The sequence below is a fragment of the Acinetobacter sp. Ac_5812 genome (assembly GCF_013072695.1).
In the GTDB taxonomy this organism is placed as follows: Bacteria; Pseudomonadota; Gammaproteobacteria; order Pseudomonadales; family Moraxellaceae; genus Acinetobacter.
This window is the reverse complement of the sequence record NZ_LXUK01000008.1, coordinates 225,560-243,771: the sequence shown is the minus strand read 5'-3', so window position 1 is coordinate 243,771 and position 18,212 is coordinate 225,560. Positions and strand designations below refer to the sequence as shown.

General features: G+C 42.4%; 16 protein-coding genes and 5 tRNA genes. All 21 read left to right on the top strand.

Features of this window, described 5'->3' with window-relative positions; translation table 11 throughout:
* The first annotated feature begins 8 nt into the window (after positions 1-8).
* The 21 genes from A7P55_RS07150 to rpoB all read left to right on the top strand — a co-directional run bounded on the left by A7P55_RS07150 (position 9) and on the right by rpoB (position 18,160).
* Positions 9-440, top strand: coding sequence for a thioesterase family protein (locus tag A7P55_RS07150; RefSeq protein WP_216077985.1), 432 nt, complete (start codon positions 9-11; stop codon positions 438-440).
* Between the two features lie 396 nt (positions 441-836).
* Positions 837-1,163 carry an H-NS histone family protein gene (locus tag A7P55_RS07145; protein ID WP_171551603.1) on the top strand — a complete coding sequence of 109 codons (327 nt, stop codon included), beginning with the start codon at positions 837-839 and terminating at the stop codon, positions 1,161-1,163.
* A gap of 177 nt (positions 1,164-1,340) precedes the next feature.
* Positions 1,341-2,084, top strand: coding sequence for a type II secretion system protein N (gene gspN, locus A7P55_RS07140; RefSeq protein ID WP_171551602.1), 744 nt, complete (start codon positions 1,341-1,343; stop codon positions 2,082-2,084).
* Positions 2,084-2,923 (top strand): type II secretion system protein N, encoded by an 840-nt coding sequence (locus tag A7P55_RS07135; protein WP_171551601.1) that lies wholly within the window; start codon positions 2,084-2,086, stop codon positions 2,921-2,923. The genes gspN and A7P55_RS07135 overlap by 1 nt, the downstream gene beginning before the upstream one ends.
* Positions 2,924-2,963: 40 nt before the next feature.
* Entirely contained in the window at positions 2,964-5,216 is a 2,253-nt protein-coding gene (gene gspD / locus A7P55_RS07130; protein WP_171551600.1) for a type II secretion system secretin GspD, read from the top strand.
* 63 nt (positions 5,217-5,279) lie between these two features.
* Positions 5,280-5,897 carry an FHA domain-containing protein gene (locus A7P55_RS07125; RefSeq protein ID WP_171551599.1) on the top strand — a complete coding sequence of 206 codons (618 nt, stop codon included), beginning with the start codon at positions 5,280-5,282 and terminating at the stop codon, positions 5,895-5,897.
* 70 nt (positions 5,898-5,967) lie between these two features.
* Positions 5,968-6,633, top strand: a complete 666-nt coding sequence (locus A7P55_RS07120) for a phosphoglycolate phosphatase (RefSeq protein ID WP_171551598.1) — start codon at positions 5,968-5,970, stop codon at positions 6,631-6,633.
* A gap of 109 nt (positions 6,634-6,742) precedes the next feature.
* Complete coding sequence (trpE, locus tag A7P55_RS07115) at positions 6,743-8,236, top strand: anthranilate synthase component I (RefSeq protein WP_171551597.1); 1,494 nt, start codon at positions 6,743-6,745, stop codon at positions 8,234-8,236.
* A gap of 99 nt (positions 8,237-8,335) precedes the next feature.
* Positions 8,336-8,411: transfer RNA gene (locus tag A7P55_RS07110), tRNA-Thr, on the top strand.
* 53 nt (positions 8,412-8,464) lie between these two features.
* Positions 8,465-8,548: transfer RNA gene (locus A7P55_RS07105), tRNA-Tyr, on the top strand.
* 33 nt (positions 8,549-8,581) lie between these two features.
* Positions 8,582-8,657 (top strand) — tRNA-Gly (locus A7P55_RS07100).
* 11 nt (positions 8,658-8,668) lie between these two features.
* A tRNA-Thr gene (locus tag A7P55_RS07095) sits at positions 8,669-8,743 on the top strand.
* A gap of 164 nt (positions 8,744-8,907) precedes the next feature.
* On the top strand, positions 8,908-10,098 hold the full coding sequence (tuf, locus tag A7P55_RS07090) for an elongation factor Tu (RefSeq protein WP_004802222.1): 1,191 nt from the start codon (positions 8,908-8,910) through the stop codon (positions 10,096-10,098).
* A 56-nt stretch (positions 10,099-10,154) separates the two neighbouring features.
* A tRNA-Trp gene (locus A7P55_RS07085) sits at positions 10,155-10,230 on the top strand.
* Between the two features lie 76 nt (positions 10,231-10,306).
* The gene (gene secE, locus A7P55_RS07080) at positions 10,307-10,747 is read left to right on the top strand and encodes a preprotein translocase subunit SecE (protein ID WP_004802225.1); all 441 of its coding nucleotides are present in this window, start codon (positions 10,307-10,309) and stop codon (positions 10,745-10,747) included.
* Positions 10,748-10,754: 7 nt separating this feature from the next.
* Positions 10,755-11,288: a transcription termination/antitermination protein NusG gene (gene nusG / locus A7P55_RS07075; protein WP_171551596.1), complete on the top strand. Its 534-nt coding sequence runs from the start codon at positions 10,755-10,757 to the stop codon at positions 11,286-11,288.
* A gap of 112 nt (positions 11,289-11,400) precedes the next feature.
* Positions 11,401-11,829 (top strand): 50S ribosomal protein L11, encoded by a 429-nt coding sequence (rplK, locus tag A7P55_RS07070; RefSeq protein WP_004637639.1) that lies wholly within the window; start codon positions 11,401-11,403, stop codon positions 11,827-11,829.
* A 3-nt stretch (positions 11,830-11,832) separates the two neighbouring features.
* Entirely contained in the window at positions 11,833-12,528 is a 696-nt protein-coding gene (rplA, locus tag A7P55_RS07065) for a 50S ribosomal protein L1 (RefSeq protein ID WP_004656290.1), read from the top strand.
* Positions 12,529-12,841: 313 nt separating this feature from the next.
* Positions 12,842-13,348 (top strand): 50S ribosomal protein L10, encoded by a 507-nt coding sequence (rplJ, locus tag A7P55_RS07060; protein WP_004802230.1) that lies wholly within the window; start codon positions 12,842-12,844, stop codon positions 13,346-13,348.
* Between the two features lie 48 nt (positions 13,349-13,396).
* Positions 13,397-13,762 carry a 50S ribosomal protein L7/L12 gene (gene rplL, locus A7P55_RS07055; RefSeq protein ID WP_004802232.1) on the top strand — a complete coding sequence of 122 codons (366 nt, stop codon included), beginning with the start codon at positions 13,397-13,399 and terminating at the stop codon, positions 13,760-13,762.
* A 309-nt stretch (positions 13,763-14,071) separates the two neighbouring features.
* Entirely contained in the window at positions 14,072-18,160 is a 4,089-nt protein-coding gene (gene rpoB, locus A7P55_RS07050; protein WP_171551595.1) for a DNA-directed RNA polymerase subunit beta, read from the top strand.
* Positions 18,161-18,212: the final 52 nt, after the last annotated feature.

Below are 18,212 nucleotides of genomic sequence, written 5' to 3'. Positions count from 1 at the left end.
GTAAAAATATGAAGGAACTGTCTGTCTATCCGATTGTACTTAAGCAAACGGTTGCTTGGGGAGATATGGATGCTTTTGGTCATGTAAATAATGTGCAGTATTATCGTTATATCGAGAGTGCACGCATTGCTTATTTAATGGCGTTGAATATCTTTGATCAGGATATATTGACAGTCGTTGCATCAAGCCAATGTAAATATTTAAGTCCAGTATTTTACCCTGACGTGCTACATATTGGTGCGCGTATCGAAGAGTTAAGAAATAGCGCTTTTCGTATGCATTATGTGTTGTGGAGTGAAACACAACAGCAAACCGTAGCGACAGGTGAGGCAGTTATGGTCTGTGTGGATAAGGCTAGCTCAAAGAAATTAAATATTCCTGATGAGATTAGACAGAAAATAATTCAGTTAGAGCAAAGCGTAGGGCATGCTTTAATATAATATGAATGATTATAAAGACGATTATGTCTATTTTTGTTTGATTATATCGTAAATTCATATAATAAGATTCAAATACGCTGCATCGGAAAGATTGGTGTATTTGAACCTTGATAAGCCCAATAAAATTAGAATTTTTTAGATAAAATTAAGAGTAAATTAATATAAATCGTATTGCTGCTAGCCAGCTATTCACTTTTATAAAATATGTTTTTATATAACACGGCTGCTTTTTTTTGGGTTTATTGTAAATAAAATGTGATTTAGTGCTTGATATATGATTAAGTGGGGTAATCTTATATTGATTATTTAATCATTTATAAATTAATATTGAATCGAATTTGAAATTCATTTTATTTTTGAGTGATATATTTCCCCTATTAAGTTGGAGTGGTTCTAATGAAACCAGATATTAGCGAGTTATCTGTAGAAGATTTAAAACGTTTACAAGCTGAAGCAGAAGCTTTAATTGCGAGTAAAAAAGATCAAGCAATTGAAGATGCATATAATCAAATTATTGCAATTGCAGAAGCGATTGGCTTCAGTGTTGAAGAATTATTGGAAGTGGGTGAGCAAAAGCGTAAGAAAACAACGCGTAAAGCAGTAGAGCCACGCTACCGTAATAAAAGCAATGCTGAAGAAACTTGGACTGGTCGTGGTAAACAGCCGCGCTGGTTAGTTGCTGAATTAGAGAAAGGTGCAAAACTTGAAGATTTCTTAATCTAAGCAAGTTTAAAAGTCATCGTTCTGTCATACGATGACTTTATCCTTTATCAAAAGCCAGGCTTAAAAAGCTTGGTTTTTTTATATCAGAGAATTGGCGATGTTGAAAAAGTATGCATAATGTCATTCAGGGGGCGATTGTCTCAAAAAGGATGATATTTGCATGTTGGTAAGGGTGGAATGAAGAAAAAAACCAAGCAATGGAGATGGTGGATTTTCGCCATTTTTGCATTTTTAATTTTTATTATTTTACAAATTCCAGCAACATGGTTAATTGCGAAATTTTCAAAAGATAATCAAATATTACATAATGTCAGCGGCAACATTTGGCAGGGGCAAGCAGACTGGCAACGTGGTCAGTTGCGTGGTTCAGTGCATTGGAAAACCCGTCCTCTGGATTTGCTATTACTGCGCGTTGGTGCAGATCTTGATATCCATAGCGGTAATACCCAGTTCAATGGCGTTTTTGCTTATGGTCTAAGCAAGAAAATCGTGATTAAAGACCTGCAAGGGAAAATCTCGCCTGAAACATTAAAATATTTTGCCAACTGGCAGTGGCCTGAAAACTCAATCCAACTGAAAGACGTACAATTGAATTACCAAAAAGAAAAAGGCTTTAGTGCGGTAGACGGACAATTGAATTGGGGCGGTGGTGCGTTGGCCTATACTTTTGGTCAGCGACAAGATCGTATGAATATGCCGTCTTTAGTGGCTGAACTCAAAGATGAAAACGGACAATTACAAATTGATGTGCGTGATCAACGTAGTCAGAAAATGGCAAACCTAAGCTTAGATGCGAGTCTGATGCTAGATGTACAACTCACTCAACGCATGTTGTTAAACATTCCCTCGTATGAAGGTAAAGCTGGCTTGGACACCTATGTGATTAGTTCACGGCAACCCTTGTTGCAAGGTGGTTTCTAATGAAAGCAATCACTGAAAAAATACAACAATTGCGTTGGCAAAAACTGGATAAGCTCAGTGGTCTGGTTTTAGCACTGCTGATTTTGTGGTTATGTTGGAAACTGGCTTCATTGTTTTGGTGGGTGGTTGCGCCACCACAACCAATGCAGTTTGACCGAGTTGAATTGGGTTCGCAGCAAGCTCAAGTGCCTAATATCAGTTCTTTTGCGTTATTCAATGAACCTGCAGCAACTTCGGCTGATGATAATGTTAACTTGGAGTTGCAAGGTGTATTGTTAGGTCAGCCAAATTACTTGTCTTCGGCAGTGATTAAGTTGAATGATACGGCTGAACGTTATCGTGTAGGAGAAACTGTTGGTTCGACTTCATATCAACTGGCAGAAGTGTATTGGGATCATGTGATCTTGAGACAAGGTAATGGCGCAACTCGAGAAGTAAAGTTTAAGGGTTTGGATAAGGGCTTATATCAACCCATTGCACCGGTATTGAACAGTAACAACAGTGTGCCACCTGCAGCAGCTGCACCAACTCAGAACTCACCACAATCCGCTTTAGGTCAGGCGATCCAGCAAATGCAGGACAATCGCGATCAATATCTAAAAAATATGGGGGTGAGCGGTGGCGGCACAGATGGTTATGAAATATCAGATAAGACGCCATCGAATTTAAAAAACACCTTGGGTTTACGTTCTGGTGATCGTATTCTATCGATCAATGGTCAAAGTGTCGGGCAGGGACTCAACGAAGTACAATTATTAGAGCAAGTACGTCGTGAAGGGCATGCCAAAATAGAAATAAAACGTGGTGATCAAGTGATGACCATACAACAAAGTTTTTAGTGATCACACGTCACACATCAGTTAGGAATAAGTGCAGGTTATGGCTTTTTTAAATCATCAACGTCCACTTTGGGCATTACTTGCTGCCGCACCCTTGGTCGCGACAATCAGTACCCATGTGCAAGCACAAACATGGAAGATTAATCTACGTGATGCAGACTTAACCGCATTTATTAATGAAGTTGCGGATATTACAGGGAAGAACTTTGCGGTTGACCCTCGTGTGCGTGGTAATGTGACGGTTATTTCCAACAAGCCTTTGAATAAGGACGAGGTGTATGACCTATTTCTAGGTGTACTCAATGTCAATGGTGTGGTGGCGCTCCCTTCTGGGAACACGGTGAAGCTTGTCCCCGACAGTAATGCGAAGAACTCTGGAATTCCTTACGATGCACGTAGCCGTGCGGGTGGTGATCAAATCGTAACACGGGTGATTTGGCTGCAAAATACCAATCCGAATGACTTGATTCCAGCCTTACGTCCACTCATGCCACAGTTTGCACATTTGGCGGCAGTGGCAGGAACCAATGCCCTAATTGTTTCTGATCGTGCAACCAATATTTATCAGCTTGAAAATATCGTGCGTAATTTGGATGGCACGGGTCAAAATGATATTGAAGCGATCAGTTTGCAATCGAGTCAAGCTGAAGAAGTGATTGGTTTATTGGAGACCATGAGTGCAACAGGTGCATCAAAAGATTTTATTGGTTCACGGGTGCGTATTATTGCCGATAATCGAACTAACCGTATTTTAATCAAGGGTGATCCAGACTCACGTAAGCGTTTACGTCAAATGGTTGAAATGTTGGATGTACCCTCCGCAGATCGTTTGGGTGGTCTTAAAGTCTTTCGCTTGAAATATGCCAGTGCCAAGAATTTAGCTGAGATTTTACAAGGTTTGGTGACAGGACAATCGGCTTCATCTTCATCATCAAATAGCAATAATAATAGATCAAATTCGATTAACAACTTAATTTCGAACAATCAAAACTCAAGCTCATCAACAGGTTCTTCTGTTTCGACACCTTCAATTAATTTAAATAGCAATTCGAATAATAGTCAGAACTCAGGTATCACCAGTTTTAATCAGGGGGGTGTCAGTATTATTGCGGATCCAACCCAAAACGCATTGGTGGTGAAAGCTGACCCTCAGTTGATGCGTGAAATTGATGCAGCGATTCAGCAATTGGATACACGTCGTCAGCAGGTGTTAATTGAGGCTGCTATTATTGAAGTCGTTGGAAATGATGCAGACCAATTGGGTGTGCAATGGGCAATGGGTGATTTAAATAGCGGTGTCGGGTTAATCAACTTCTCAAATGTTGGATCAAGTTTGTCTAAAATTGCGGCTGGTTATTTAACGGGTGGTGCAGCAGGTGCTGGTGCTGCTCTGGGTGCTGGTGCTGCCATTGGTTTAGGCAAGTATAAAGAAGGCAGCAATGGTTCTCGTCAACTCTATGGTGCACTGATTCAAGCATTAAAAGAAAATACCCAATCGAATCTTCTTTCTACACCATCCATCGTAACGATGGATAATGAAGAAGCTTATATTGTAGTGGGGCAAAACGTTCCTTTTGTTACAGGCTCTGTGGCAACGACTGGCAATAGTACTGTGAACCCATATACAACGGTTGAGCGTAAAGATGTTGGTGTAACCCTGAAAGTTGTTCCACATATTGGTGAGGGTGGCTCAGTCCGTTTAGAAGTTGAACAAGAAGTTTCCAATGTGGAGGGGAAAGGTCAGGCCGCGGATTTAATTACCAACAAGCGAGCAATTAAGACGTCCGTATTGGCAGATCATGGGCAGACAGTGGTATTGGGTGGCTTGGTCGTTGATAATGCAACGATGGGGCGCCAAGGTTTACCGATCCTCAGTGATATTCCTTATGTCGGGCGTTTATTTCGTGCGGATTCAAAGAGTAAAGAAAAACGTAACTTGTTAGTCTTTATTCATCCAACCATTGTTGGGGATTCGGATGACGTGAGACGTTTATCTCAACAGCGCTATAATCAGCTCTATAGCTTGCAACTCTCCATGGATAAAAATGGTAATTTTGCTAAGTTGCCAGAAAATGTTACGGATATTTATAATCCGCAACCCGCAATAGTGAATTCACCTTATCAAAAAGTTCCAACCGCGACCCAAGCTAAAAAAACAGTGGTAGTGACAACACCAGTTGCAATTGAAGAACCTCCGGTACAGCAGAAAAGGGTACAGCTTCCGGTCAAGGAAACAGAGCGTAGTAAAAACACAGTAACCACTACGACAATCCGTCCAGCGTCTTCACAGTAGAAGCACAGAAGCGCTTATGTCACAATGTTATGATTGCAAGAAATTATATAAGGATATGCATCTATGACTTGGAAATTACAAGCCATTACAGGTGAATTTACGGGGCAAGAGCTGAATATCGAGCGCGACATGTTGGTGGGTAGACACCAAGATGCCGATATTTTGTTGCAATCAGCGGATATCTCGCGTCGTCATGCAGCTTTGTTGTTGAAAGATCAGCAGCTTTGGGTGCAAGATCTCAATTCGTCAAATGGTACATTTATCAATGATCTGCGTGTTGAGCAGGAAACCGAATTACATGATGGCGATATCGTACAATTTGCCAGCTTTGTATTCTCTGTACTTGCGCCAGCGGCAGCTGAGATTGAATTACCTGAAATTGAGATTGAGCCTGTGACGGCTGCATCACATGATCAAGGTATGCCAAGCATTGCTGAGCGAGCAGTTGAAACACCGATCAGTCGTGATGGTATGCCGCAACAAGTTGGTATTCCAAAACCAGCCCCAATTCCTGAAGGGGTGAGTGTTCAGGCAGTACCTGAGCCACAAGCTGTAGTGGTTGAAGAACCTATTTCGCGTGTCGCTCAGGAAAAAGAGCAACAAAAGAATGCTTCTGTGGGTTTGATTTCGATTATTGTACTGATCATTTTAGCGGTGATTGCTTGGCTGTTCTTTAAATAATCGGGCGAAGCTTTTACAATCAAGGCATGCCCACGTTGGTATGCCTTTTTCATTTCTTGGGGCGAAATATATGTCTGTTGCTCAGTTACAAAGCCGTAATTTAGTTTTATTTGATCTGGATGGGACACTGGTAGATTCCGCCGCTGATCTATATCGAGCGATGAATTTGAGTTTGGAAAAACTGGGCTTCGCGACAGTGACTGAAGCACAAGTTCGGGTTTGGGTTGGAAAAGGCGCAGCTAAACTGTGTGAGGCTGTGCTAGAACATTTGTTTGGGCAAGTAAGTGCTCGACAGCAAGAACAACTTCTCAGTACATTTGTTGAGGTCTACGCTCAGGAACTCTGTGTAAATACCCAAGTGTATGAGGGTGTTTTGCCATTTCTAGATTATTGTCAAATCCATAATATTACGATGGCATGTGTCACCAATAAGCCTGAGCATCTGGCGAAAGGGATACTGGATATTCTGCAATTGAGTCCATATTTCAAAATAGTGATTGGTGGTGATAGTTTGCCTGAACGAAAACCGCATCCATTACCGCTGTTGCACTGTGTGGAGCTGGAAGGCACATCTATAGCCGCAACCTTAATGATCGGTGATTCAAGTAATGATGTTGAAGCGGCAAGACGCGCAGGTATTGATTGTATTGTGGTCAGCTATGGCTATAATCATGGAGAGAGTATCTATGACTGCCAGCCACAACAAGTGGTCGATCGTTTGGTGGAATTGGTTTGAGCGGATTGAATAAGGAGATAGGCATGAAGATGGTTATGGTTTTTCGATGGCGGGCTTGAGATAGCACTAAAGAAACAACGCACAGAAATTAAAACCATAGAGAAGATTCATGACCACGTTAGTACAATTTGAACAATTAAAAGCAGCAGGCTATAACACCATTCCTGTTTACCGCCAACGTTTAGCGGATACTGAAACCCCACTTTCTGTTTTTGCACGTTTTAAACAACAAAAACAAGCTTATCTATTTGAGTCTGTCGAAGGTGGGGAAAACTGGGCGCGTTATTCGATGATCGGCTTAGGTGAGTCGACTGTTTTTTCCTGCAATGCAGGTGTACTCACCATTCAACAGGCGGATGGCACAGTGAAACAGCAAGATTGTGCTGATCCCTTTGACTATATCCGTGAGTTTCAAAGTCAGTTTAAAGTCCCCACTCAAGTCGAATTACCTGATCTGCCAAGCTTTACTGGGGGGTTGGTGGGCTATTTGGGCTATGACGCTGTGCGTTATATTGAACCAAAACTGAAAAACGTCCCTGCTGCTGATCCCGTAACGCTACCTGATCTTTGGTTGATGCTCTCTCAAACCGTGATTGTGTTTGATAATTTAAAAGATACCTTATTTTTAATTCATCATGCCGATGTGAATCAGCCCGATGCCTATGCTCAAGCCCAACAAAAGCTGGATCAACTTGAACAATTGCTGGCGATACCTGTTAGTTTGCAGGCGAAACCACATACTGCACCGCATTTTGAATCGATCACGGGTAAAGCAAAATTCCTTGAAACGGTAGAAAAAGTCAAAGAATATATTCGTGCGGGCGATGTGATGCAGGTTGTGCCGGGACAGCGGATGGTATCTGACTTTGATGGTGAGGCATTGCAGGTTTACCGTGCATTACGTCATTTAAATCCATCGCCGTATTTATTCTTGGTACAAGGGCAAACCTTAACGGATCAAAAGCCGTTCCATATTGTGGGTTCGTCACCAGAGATTCTTTCTCGCCTAGAAAACGGCATTGCAACCGTACGTCCTTTGGCGGGCACACGCCCGCGTGGTAAAACCAAAGAAGAGGATCTTGCTTTAGAGCAAGATTTATTGGCAGATGAAAAAGAAATTGCAGAACATTTGATGTTGATTGACCTTGGTCGTAATGATGTGGGACGTGTATCTAAAATTGGGAAAGTGCAAGTCACTGACCGTATGGTGATCGAACGTTATTCACATGTCATGCATATTGTGTCCAATGTACAAGGTGAAGTCCGTGATGATGTGGATGCTTTAGATGTGTTTAAAGCAACATTCCCGGCGGGGACACTTTCAGGCGCACCAAAAATTCGTGCCATGGAAATTATTGACGAAGTTGAGCCTGTGAAACGTGGTGTATTTGGTGGTGCTGTTGGATATTTAGGCTGGCATGGTGAAATGGACATGTCAATTGCGATTCGTACTTGTGTAATTCGTGATAAAAAGGTTTATGTACAAGCAGGAGCAGGGCTGGTTGCAGACTCAAATCCTGAATCTGAATGGAATGAAACCCAAATAAAAGCTCGCGCAGTGATCAAAGCGGTTGAATTATCATCAAACGGATTGATTTTATGAGTTTTTAGCGATTTTTTTGAAAAAAGCACTTGCATCGATTCAGAGTTTTGCTAAACTGCACACCGTTCCGATACGAAACGTACGAAACACTAAGAAAGAGCCGGCATAGCTCAGTTGGTAGAGCAACTGACTTGTAATCAGTAGGTCCACAGTTCGAATCCGTGTGCCGGCACCATCTTAAAGTGTGGTAGTATAAAGTGAAAGAACAGCACTGTGTAAGTGTGATATGGTGAGATTCCCGAGCGGCCAAAGGGGGCAGACTGTAACTCTGCTACGAAAGTTTCGAAGGTTCGAATCCTTCTCTCACCACCATCTAACTTCGATAAAAGTGGTAAATACCAATATGCGGGAGTAACTCAGTTGGTAGAGTGGCAGCCTTCCAAGCTGCATGTCGCGAGTTCGACCCTCGTCTCCCGCTCCATCGAAGATGTCGCTCTTATAGCTCAGTGGTAGAGCACTCCCTTGGTAAGGGAGAGGTCTCGAGTTCAAATCTCGATAAGAGCTCCAGATATACAGTTTAGTGGTTATTCCACAGGTTTTTAAAGAAGCAGGCTATTATAGTCTGCTTTTCAAGTATTAGGTGTCTAGTTTTTTAGGCGAATGTCGATAAAGAAGGTTTTTCAGGGTTGTTTTTCTCTAAACTGGTGTCGACGTAAACGAGGAAAATCAAAATGGCTAAGGCTAAGTTTGAACGTAATAAACCACACGTAAACGTGGGTACAATTGGTCACGTTGACCATGGTAAAACAACTTTAACTGCTGCGATTGCAACTATTTGTGCAAAAACTTACGGCGGTGAAGCGAAAGATTACTCACAAATCGACTCAGCTCCTGAAGAAAAAGCACGTGGTATTACAATTAATACTTCACACGTAGAATACGATTCTCCAATCCGTCACTACGCTCACGTAGACTGCCCGGGCCACGCCGATTATGTTAAAAACATGATTACTGGTGCTGCTCAGATGGACGGCGCGATCCTTGTATGTGCTGCGACTGATGGTCCAATGCCACAAACTCGTGAACACATCCTTCTTTCACGTCAGGTTGGTGTACCTTACATCATCGTATTCTTGAACAAGTGTGACCTTGTTGATGATGAAGAATTACTTGAATTAGTAGAAATGGAAGTTCGTGAACTTCTTTCTACTTATGACTTCCCAGGTGATGACACTCCAATCATCCGTGGTTCAGCTCTTCAAGCATTAAACGGTAACGATGGTCCTTATGGCGAGAAAGCTGTAATCGATTTAGTTGCTGCACTTGACTCTTACATCCCAGAGCCAGAACGTGCTATCGATAAAGCATTCTTGATGCCAATCGAAGACGTATTCTCTATCTCAGGCCGTGGTACAGTAGTAACTGGTCGTGTAGAAGCTGGTATCGTAAAAGTTGGTGAAGAAGTTGAAATCGTAGGTATCAAAGATACGGTTAAGACAACTGTAACTGGCGTAGAAATGTTCCGTAAATTGCTTGACGAAGGTCGTGCAGGCGAGAACTGTGGTGTTCTTCTTCGTGGTACTAAGCGTGAAGACGTACAACGTGGTCAAGTACTTGCTAAACCAGGTACAATCAAGCCGCACACTAAATTCGATGCAGAAGTATACGTACTTTCTAAAGAAGAAGGTGGTCGTCATACTCCATTCCTTAACGGTTACCGTCCACAGTTCTACTTCCGTACAACTGACGTAACTGGCGCGATCAAATTACAAGATGGCGTAGAAATGGTAATGCCTGGTGACAACGTTGAGATGTCGGTAGAGTTAATCCACCCAATCGCAATGGACCCAGGTCTACGTTTTGCGATCCGTGAAGGTGGTCGTACTGTAGGCGCTGGTGTTGTTGCTAAAGTAACTGCATAAGCCCAATACCATGTGTTACACTCAAATCGAAAGCTCCGGCTTTCGATTTGCACGTTAGGTCAGTAGTTCAATTGGTAGAGCGTCGGTCTCCAAAACCGAATGTTGGGGGTTCGAGTCCCTCCTGGCCTGCCACTTTTTTTAAATAAAAAAGCTTAATTCTGGCTGAGTTGTCATATAATAAGTCGCGAATTCTACGACGAGTAAAAAAATGTCGAATGATAAATCGCGTGACGCATTAAGCGACGCGCCAATCCCTCAAAGAAATAATGTTGCAGAAGTTGTAAGTTCTGGTTCACCGCTAGATGTTGTCTTGTGGTTGATTGCTATAGCTTTATTAGTCGGTTCAGCATTGGTAAATCAGCATTTACCTGCCTATTGGGCACCAGCAAATGATATTTGGGTGCGTGTTGGGGTGATTTTGGCTTGTGTCGTCGTCGCTTTAGGTTTATTATACGCCACCCATCAAGGCAAAGGCTTTGTGCGTTTATTGCAAGATGCGCGAATTGAACTGCGTCGAGTGACCTGGCCAACAAAACAAGAGACGATCACGACATCGTGGCAAGTTCTCTTAGTTGTACTTGTTGCATCATTGGTTTTATGGTGTTTCGACTACGGGTTAGGTTGGTTTATTAAGTTAATTATTGGGTAAGAACGCGATGAAACGTTGGTATATTATTCATGCCTATTCAGGCTTTGAAAAACAAGTGATGCGTTCGCTTAATGATCGAATTCAGCGTAGTACTGTTGCTGAAAGCTTTGGTGAAGTCCTTGTTCCTACTGAAGAAGTAGTGGAAATGAAGGATGGTAAGAAGCGTAAGTCTGAGCGTAAATTCTTTCCTGGCTATGTATTGGTCGAAATGGAAATGAATGATGATACTTGGCATATTGTAAAAGAGTGTCCAAAAGTTCTTGGTTTTATTGGTGGTACACCAGAGAAACCAGCGCCGATTTCACAACGTGAAGCTGATGCGATCCTTGCTCGTGTGCGTAATACAGGTGAAGCACCTCGTCCTAAGACGATGTTTGAACCTGGTGAAGAATTGCTCGTTGTTGACGGTCCGTTCACTGACTTTAAAGGGGTCGTGGAGGAAGTTCAATACGAAAAGTCACGTTTAACGTTGACGATTAATGTATTTAATCGACCAACTCAGGTTGAACTCGAGTTTCGCCAAGTCGAAAAAACGGTTTAATCTGCGTCGGTTGAGAAGCGCCCGATCTGATCGGGCATTGTTGTTCTAACACTTCGGTGTTGTTTAATTTTTTGGGGAGCCTAGCGGCGTCTGTACCCAGAGGTAATTTTCAATGGCTAAGAAGATTGACGGCTATATCAAGCTGCAAGTTCCAGCTGGTAAAGCAAATCCATCTCCACCAATTGGTCCTGCATTGGGTCAACGTGGTGTAAACATCATGGCATTCTGTAAAGAATTCAATGCTGCTACACAAAAACTTGAAGTTGGTTTGCCAATTCCTGTCGTGATCACTGTGTACAACGATAAGTCGTTCACTTTCATCATGAAAACTCCACCTGCATCTATTCTTCTTAAGAAAGCTGCTGGTATTCAAAAGGGTTCTTCTGTACCTAACAAAACTAAAGTTGGTAAGTTGACTCGTGCTCAGTTAGAAGAAATCGCGACTACTAAAGAACCAGATTTAACTGGTGCTGATTTAGACGCTCGTGTGCGTACCATTGCTGGTTCTGCACGTTCTATGGGCTTGGAAGTGGAGCTATAAGACATGGCAAAGTTAACTAAACGTCAAAAAGCCATTGCTGCTGCTGTAGAAGCAAACAAAGTTTACACTTTGGAAGAAGCAGTACAAGTTCTTAACAGCCTTCCAGCTGCGAAGTTCAAAGAATCTTTAGATATCGCTGTAAACCTTGGTGTAGACCCACGTAAATCTGATCAGGTTGTTCGTGGTGCTACAACTTTACCTGCGGGTACTGGTAAAACTGTACGTGTTGCAGTATTTGCTCAAGGTGCTGCTGCTGAAGCTGCGAAAGCTGCTGGTGCTGATATCGTTGGTTTTGATGACCTTGCTGAAAGCATTCAAGGTGGAAACCTTGATTTCGACGTCGTTATTGCTGCTCCTGATGCAATGCGCGTTGTTGGTAAGCTTGGTACAATTCTTGGTCCACGTGGCTTAATGCCAAACCCGAAAGTGGGTACAGTAACGCCTGACGTTGCTAACGCGGTTAAGAATGCTAAATCTGGTCAAGCACGTTACCGTGTAGACAAAGCGGGTATCATCCACGCTGCTATTGGTCAACTTGGCTTTAGCGAAGAAGCTGTACGTCAAAACGTTGAAACTTTAATTGCAGACTTGAAAAAGTTAAAGCCTGCAACGTCTAAAGGTGTATACGTTAAAAAGATCACTTTGAGCTCAACTATGGGTCCTGGTTTGATCGTTGACGTAAGCAACGTTTCTAAGTAATTAGTAAGAATTTTGAAGCCCTGAAAGGCTCCCTCTCTTTATAGGAGAGGGTTGGGGAGAGGTTTTATACCCTCATCCCTACCTTCTCCCTGAGGGAGAAGGGGTTTTTAGGCAAACTTTGAATTGATAAATGAATGTTTATCAGCGTCAAAGACCTCAGGCGAGAAATATTTTCGAATGTTTTTCTTAATCATCCAGTCTGAGTAGACGCGGTGGTGTGATTTGTTGCTCCTCCGCGTGTAAGTCTGAATAGGGCTTACGAATTGGGAGTGCACTCGTATGAGTGCATAAATCACCGTTAGGAGGTTTTACGATGGCTCTTCTTATCGAAGACAAAAAACAGATCGTTGCTGAAGTAAGTGAAATTGCTTCTACAGCGTTCGCTGCCGTTGTTGCTGACTACCAAGGTTTAACTGTTGAGCAATTAACTGCTCTTCGTGTTGAAGCTCGTAAACTAGGTGTTGCTACACGTGTTGTGCGTAATACTTTAGCTAAACGTGCTCTTCAAGATACGCCATTCGCTATCTTGAATGACGACCTTGTTGGTCCAACAATCTTAGCATTCTCAACTTCTGAAGACGACATGGGTGCAGCTGCACGCTTGTTCGAAGAATTTGCTAAAACTAATAAAGCATTTGAATTAAAGGCTGCTGCATTTGAAGGCAAACTTTATCAAGGTGCTGACGTTAGCGTTATCGCGAATCTTCCGAACCAAGAAAAAGCGCTTACTATGCTTGCCTCTGTTCTTCAAGCTCCTATTTCGAAATTGGGTCGCTTACTTACAGCGCTTCAAGAGAAAAACGGGTCAGAAGCTGCTTAAGCTTAAATCTACTTTCACACCATTCAATATCCATTTGGAGTTACTCTCATGGCTTTAACAAACGAAGAAATCTTAAACGCAGTTGCTGAAAAAACTGTTCTTGAACTTGTTGAACTTATTTCTGCTTTCGAAGAAAAATTCAACGTATCTGCTGCTGCTGTAGCTGTTGCTGCTGGTCCAGCTGCTGCTGCTGTTGAAGAACAAACTGAATTCAACGTTGAGTTGACTTCTTTCGGTGCTAACAAAGTTGCTGTAATTAAAGCAGTTCGTGAAGCTACTGGCCTTGGTCTTAAAGAAGCTAAAGATCTTGTTGAAGGCGCTCCTGCAGTTCTTAAAGAAGGCGTTTCTAAAGAAGAAGGCGAAGAACTTAAGAAGAAGCTTGAAGAAGCTGGTGCTACAGTTACACTTAAGTAATGCTGTAGGGAGTCGATTTTTTGAAAATCGGCTCCAAAAAATGGCTGATGGCTCTTGGGTCATCAGCCTTTTTGCGTTACAATAATCGGCTCGTTTTTTGTTAGTTTTACGTTTAACGTGCGTATTATTTAGGCAAAACACATAAAATCAAACGCTTACCAATATTTTTTTGCTTATAAAAATATTGTTAAGCGTTTTAATACCACTAAAAATTGCAGCATTTGTAAACAGTGGTGGCCATATCGGCCTGCGTAATTCCTTCTAGACCCGTTCTGCAGGCGGGTTTAGTTTACTTTCCGAGGACTCCAGATGGCATACTCATATACCGAAAAGAAACGGATCCGTAAGAATTTTGGTAAATTGCCCCACGTAATGGAAGCACCGTACTTACTTTCGATTCAGGTCGATTCGTACCGTACATTCTTACAAGGCGGTAAAACTCCAAAAAATCGCGAAGATATCGGTCTCCAAGCCGCATTTCGTTCAGTTTTTCCTATTGAAAGTTATTCTGGCAATGCTGCTTTAGAATTTGTTGAGTATAGTCTTGGTAAGCCTGAGTTTGACGTACGTGAATGTATTTTACGTGGTTCAACTTATGCAGCACCAATGCGCGTAAAAATTCGTTTGATCATTAAAGATCGTGAAACGAAATCAATTAAAGACGTTCGTGAACAAGAAGTTTACATGGGTGAAATGCCACTCATGACAGATAACGGTACTTTCGTTATCAACGGTACAGAGCGTGTAATCGTATCTCAATTACACCGTTCACCAGGTGTATTCTTTGACCATGACAAGGGTAAAACCCACTCAAGTGGTAAAGTGTTGTATTCAGCACGTATTATTCCTTACCGTGGTTCATGGTTAGACTTTGAATTTGATGCCAAAGATTTAGTCTTTGTACGTATTGACCGTCGTCGTAAATTATTGGCAACGGTGATTTTACGTGCCTTGAATTACAGCAATGAACAGATCTTGAATTTGTTCTACGAAAAAGTGCCTGTATATCTTGATATGGGCAGCTATCAGATTGACCTTGTTCCAGATCGCTTACGTGGTGAAATGGCGCAGTTTGATATCTTAGATAATGATGGTAAAGCGATCGTTGAGCAAGGTAAACGTATTAATGCGCGTCATGTACGTCAAATGGAAGCTGCTAACTTAGCGAAGCTTTCTGTACCTGATGAATATTTATATGAGCGTATTACAGCTGAAGACATTCCATTGAAAAATGGCGATGTAATTGCTGCGAATACTGTACTTAGCCATGAAATCTTGGTGAAGTTGGCTGAAGGTGGTGTTAAACAGTTTAACATCCTATTCACGAATGACATCGATCGTGGTTCTTTCGTTGCTGATACATTACGTGCAGATACAACAACAGGTCGTGAAGAAGCACTTGTTGAAATCTATAAAGTAATGCGTCCAGGCGAGCCACCAACAAAAGAAGCTGCTGAAAACTTATTCAACAACTTGTTCTTCTCTTCTGAGCGTTATGACCTTTCTCCAGTGGGTCGTATGAAGTTCAACCGTCGTTTGGGTCGTCCTTACGAAGTGGGTACGGATCAGAAGTCACGCGAAGTTGAAGGTATTTTATCGCACGAAGATATCATTGATGTACTGCGTACATTGGTTGAAATCCGCAACGGTAAAGGTGAAGTCGATGATATCGATCACTTGGGTAACCGTCGTGTACGTTCTGTTGGTGAAATGACAGAAAACCAATTCCGTGTTGGTTTAGTCCGTGTTGAACGCGCTGTTAAAGAGCGTTTAAGCCAAGCAGAAACAGATAACTTGTCTCCGCAAGATTTGATCAATGCAAAACCAGTTGCTGCTGCAATCAAAGAATTCTTTGGTTCTAGCCAGTTGTCTCAGTTCATGGATCAAAACAACCCATTGTCTGAGATTACACACAAACGTCGTGTATCTGCGCTTGGTCCTGGTGGTTTGACACGTGAACGTGCGGGCTTTGAAGTACGTGACGTACATCAAACTCACTATGGTCGTGTTTGTCCAATTGAAACGCCTGAAGGTCCAAACATTGGTTTGATCAACTCGCTTTCTGTTTATGCAAAAGCAAACGATTTCGGTTTCTTGGAAACACCTTACCGTAAAGTTGTTGATGGCCGTGTAACTGATGATGTTGAATATTTATCTGCAATTGAAGAAGTAGGTACTGTCATTGCACAGGCCGATTCTGTTGTTGATAAAGATGGTCACCTGACTGAAGAAATGGTTTCTGTACGTCATCAAGGTGAATTCGTACGTATGTCGCCTGAGCGCGTAACACATATGGACGTTTCTGCTCAACAGGTTGTTTCTGTTGCTGCATCATTGATTCCATTCCTAGAACACGATGATGCGAACCGTGCATTGATGGGTTCGAACATGCAACGTCAGGCTGTGCCTACCTTACGTGCTGACAAACCGCTTGTTGGTACAGGTATGGAAGCAAACGTAGCACGTGACTCAGGCGTGTGTGTGATTGCTGACCGTGGTGGTGCGATTGAATATGTAGATGCATCTCGTATTGTTATTCGTGTCAACGAAGATGAAATGATCGCGGGTGAAGCAGGTGTAGATATCTATAACCTGATCAAATACACACGTTCAAACCAAAATACATGTATCAACCAAAACGTTATCGTAAACTTGGGTGACAAAGTTGCTCGTGGCGATATCTTGGCTGATGGTCCATCGACTGATATGGGTGAACTTGCGCTTGGTCAAAACATGCGCGTCGCGTTCATGACATGGAACGGTTATAACTACGAAGACTCGATCTTACTTTCTGAGCGTGTACTTCAAGAAGACCGTTTAACCTCGATTCACATTCAAGAATTGTCATGTGTAGCGCGTGATACTAAGTTAGGTGCAGAAGAAATTACTGCCGATATTCCTAACGTTGGTGAAGCTGCACTGTCTAAGTTGGATGAGTCTGGTATTGTTTATATCGGTGCTGAAGTGACTGCAGGTGACATTCTTGTTGGTAAGGTAACGCCTAAAGGTGAAACTCAATTAACACCAGAAGAAAAACTACTTCGCGCAATCTTTGGTGAAAAAGCAGCTGACGTTAAAGACTCTTCTTTACGCGTTCCATCTGGCACTAAAGGTACGGTGATTGACGTTCAAGTCTTCACACGTGATGGTTTGGAAAAAGATGAACGTGCTCAAGCAATTGAGAAAGCTCAGCTTGACGCATACCGCAAAGACTTGAAAGAAGAATACAAAATCTTCGAAGAGGCAGCACGTGAACGTATTGTTCGTTTGTTGAAAGGTCAAGAGTCTAACGGTGGTGGTTCAACTAAACGCGGTGATAAACTTTCTGAAGACGTATTGTCTGGTTTAGAGCTTGTTGATTTACTTGAAATCCAACCGACTGATGAAGCAATTGCAGAGCGTCTAACTCAAATTCAAGTGTTCTTGAAAGAGAAGAGCTATGAAATTGATGAGAAGTTTGCAGAGAAGAAGCGTAAACTTTCTACAGGTGATGAATTAACCACTGGCGTATTGAAAGTTGTTAAGGTTTATCTTGCTGTTAAACGTCGTATCCAGCCTGGTGATAAGATGGCGGGTCGTCACGGTAACAAAGGTGTTGTATCAAACATCTTGCCTGTTGAAGACATGCCGCACGATGCGAATGGTGTACCAGTCGATATCGTATTGAACCCATTGGGTGTACCGTCACGTATGAACGTGGGTCAGATTCTTGAGACTCACTTAGGTATGGCGGCCAAAGGTCTTGGCGATAAACTTGAAAAAATGTTGAAAGAACAACGTACGGTTTTAGAACTACGTGACTTCTTAGACAAGATTTATAACAAGGTCGGTGGTGAGCAAGAAGAGCTTGATAGCTTAACTGATGCAGAAATCTTGGCGCTTTCAGGTAACTTACGTGCCGGTGTTCCATTAGCAACACCTGTATTTGATGGTGCTGAAGAAAGCCAGATCAAAGACTTACTTGAATTAGCAGACATCTCACGTACAGGTCAAACGGTATTGTTTGACGGACGTACAGGTGAGCAGTTTGATCGTCCTGTAACTGTAGGTTACATGTACATGCTCAAATTGAACCACTTGGTTGATGACAAGATGCATGCGCGTTCAACAGGTTCTTACTCACTTGTGACTCAACAGCCGCTTGGTGGTAAAGCACAATTCGGTGGTCAGCGTTTCGGTGAGATGGAAGTATGGGCACTTGAAGCTTACGGTGCAGCATACACACTCCAAGAAATGCTCACTGTGAAGTCGGATGACGTCGAAGGTCGTACACGCATCTATAAGAATATTGTAGATGGTAACCATTATATGGATCCGGGTATGCCTGAATCGTTCAACGTATTGACCAAAGAGATCCGTTCTTTAGGTATCAACATTGAACTGAAAAATGGTGACTAAAAAATCTCCCCCAACCCCTCTTTAGGAAAGAGGGGAGAAAGTCCTCCTTTGT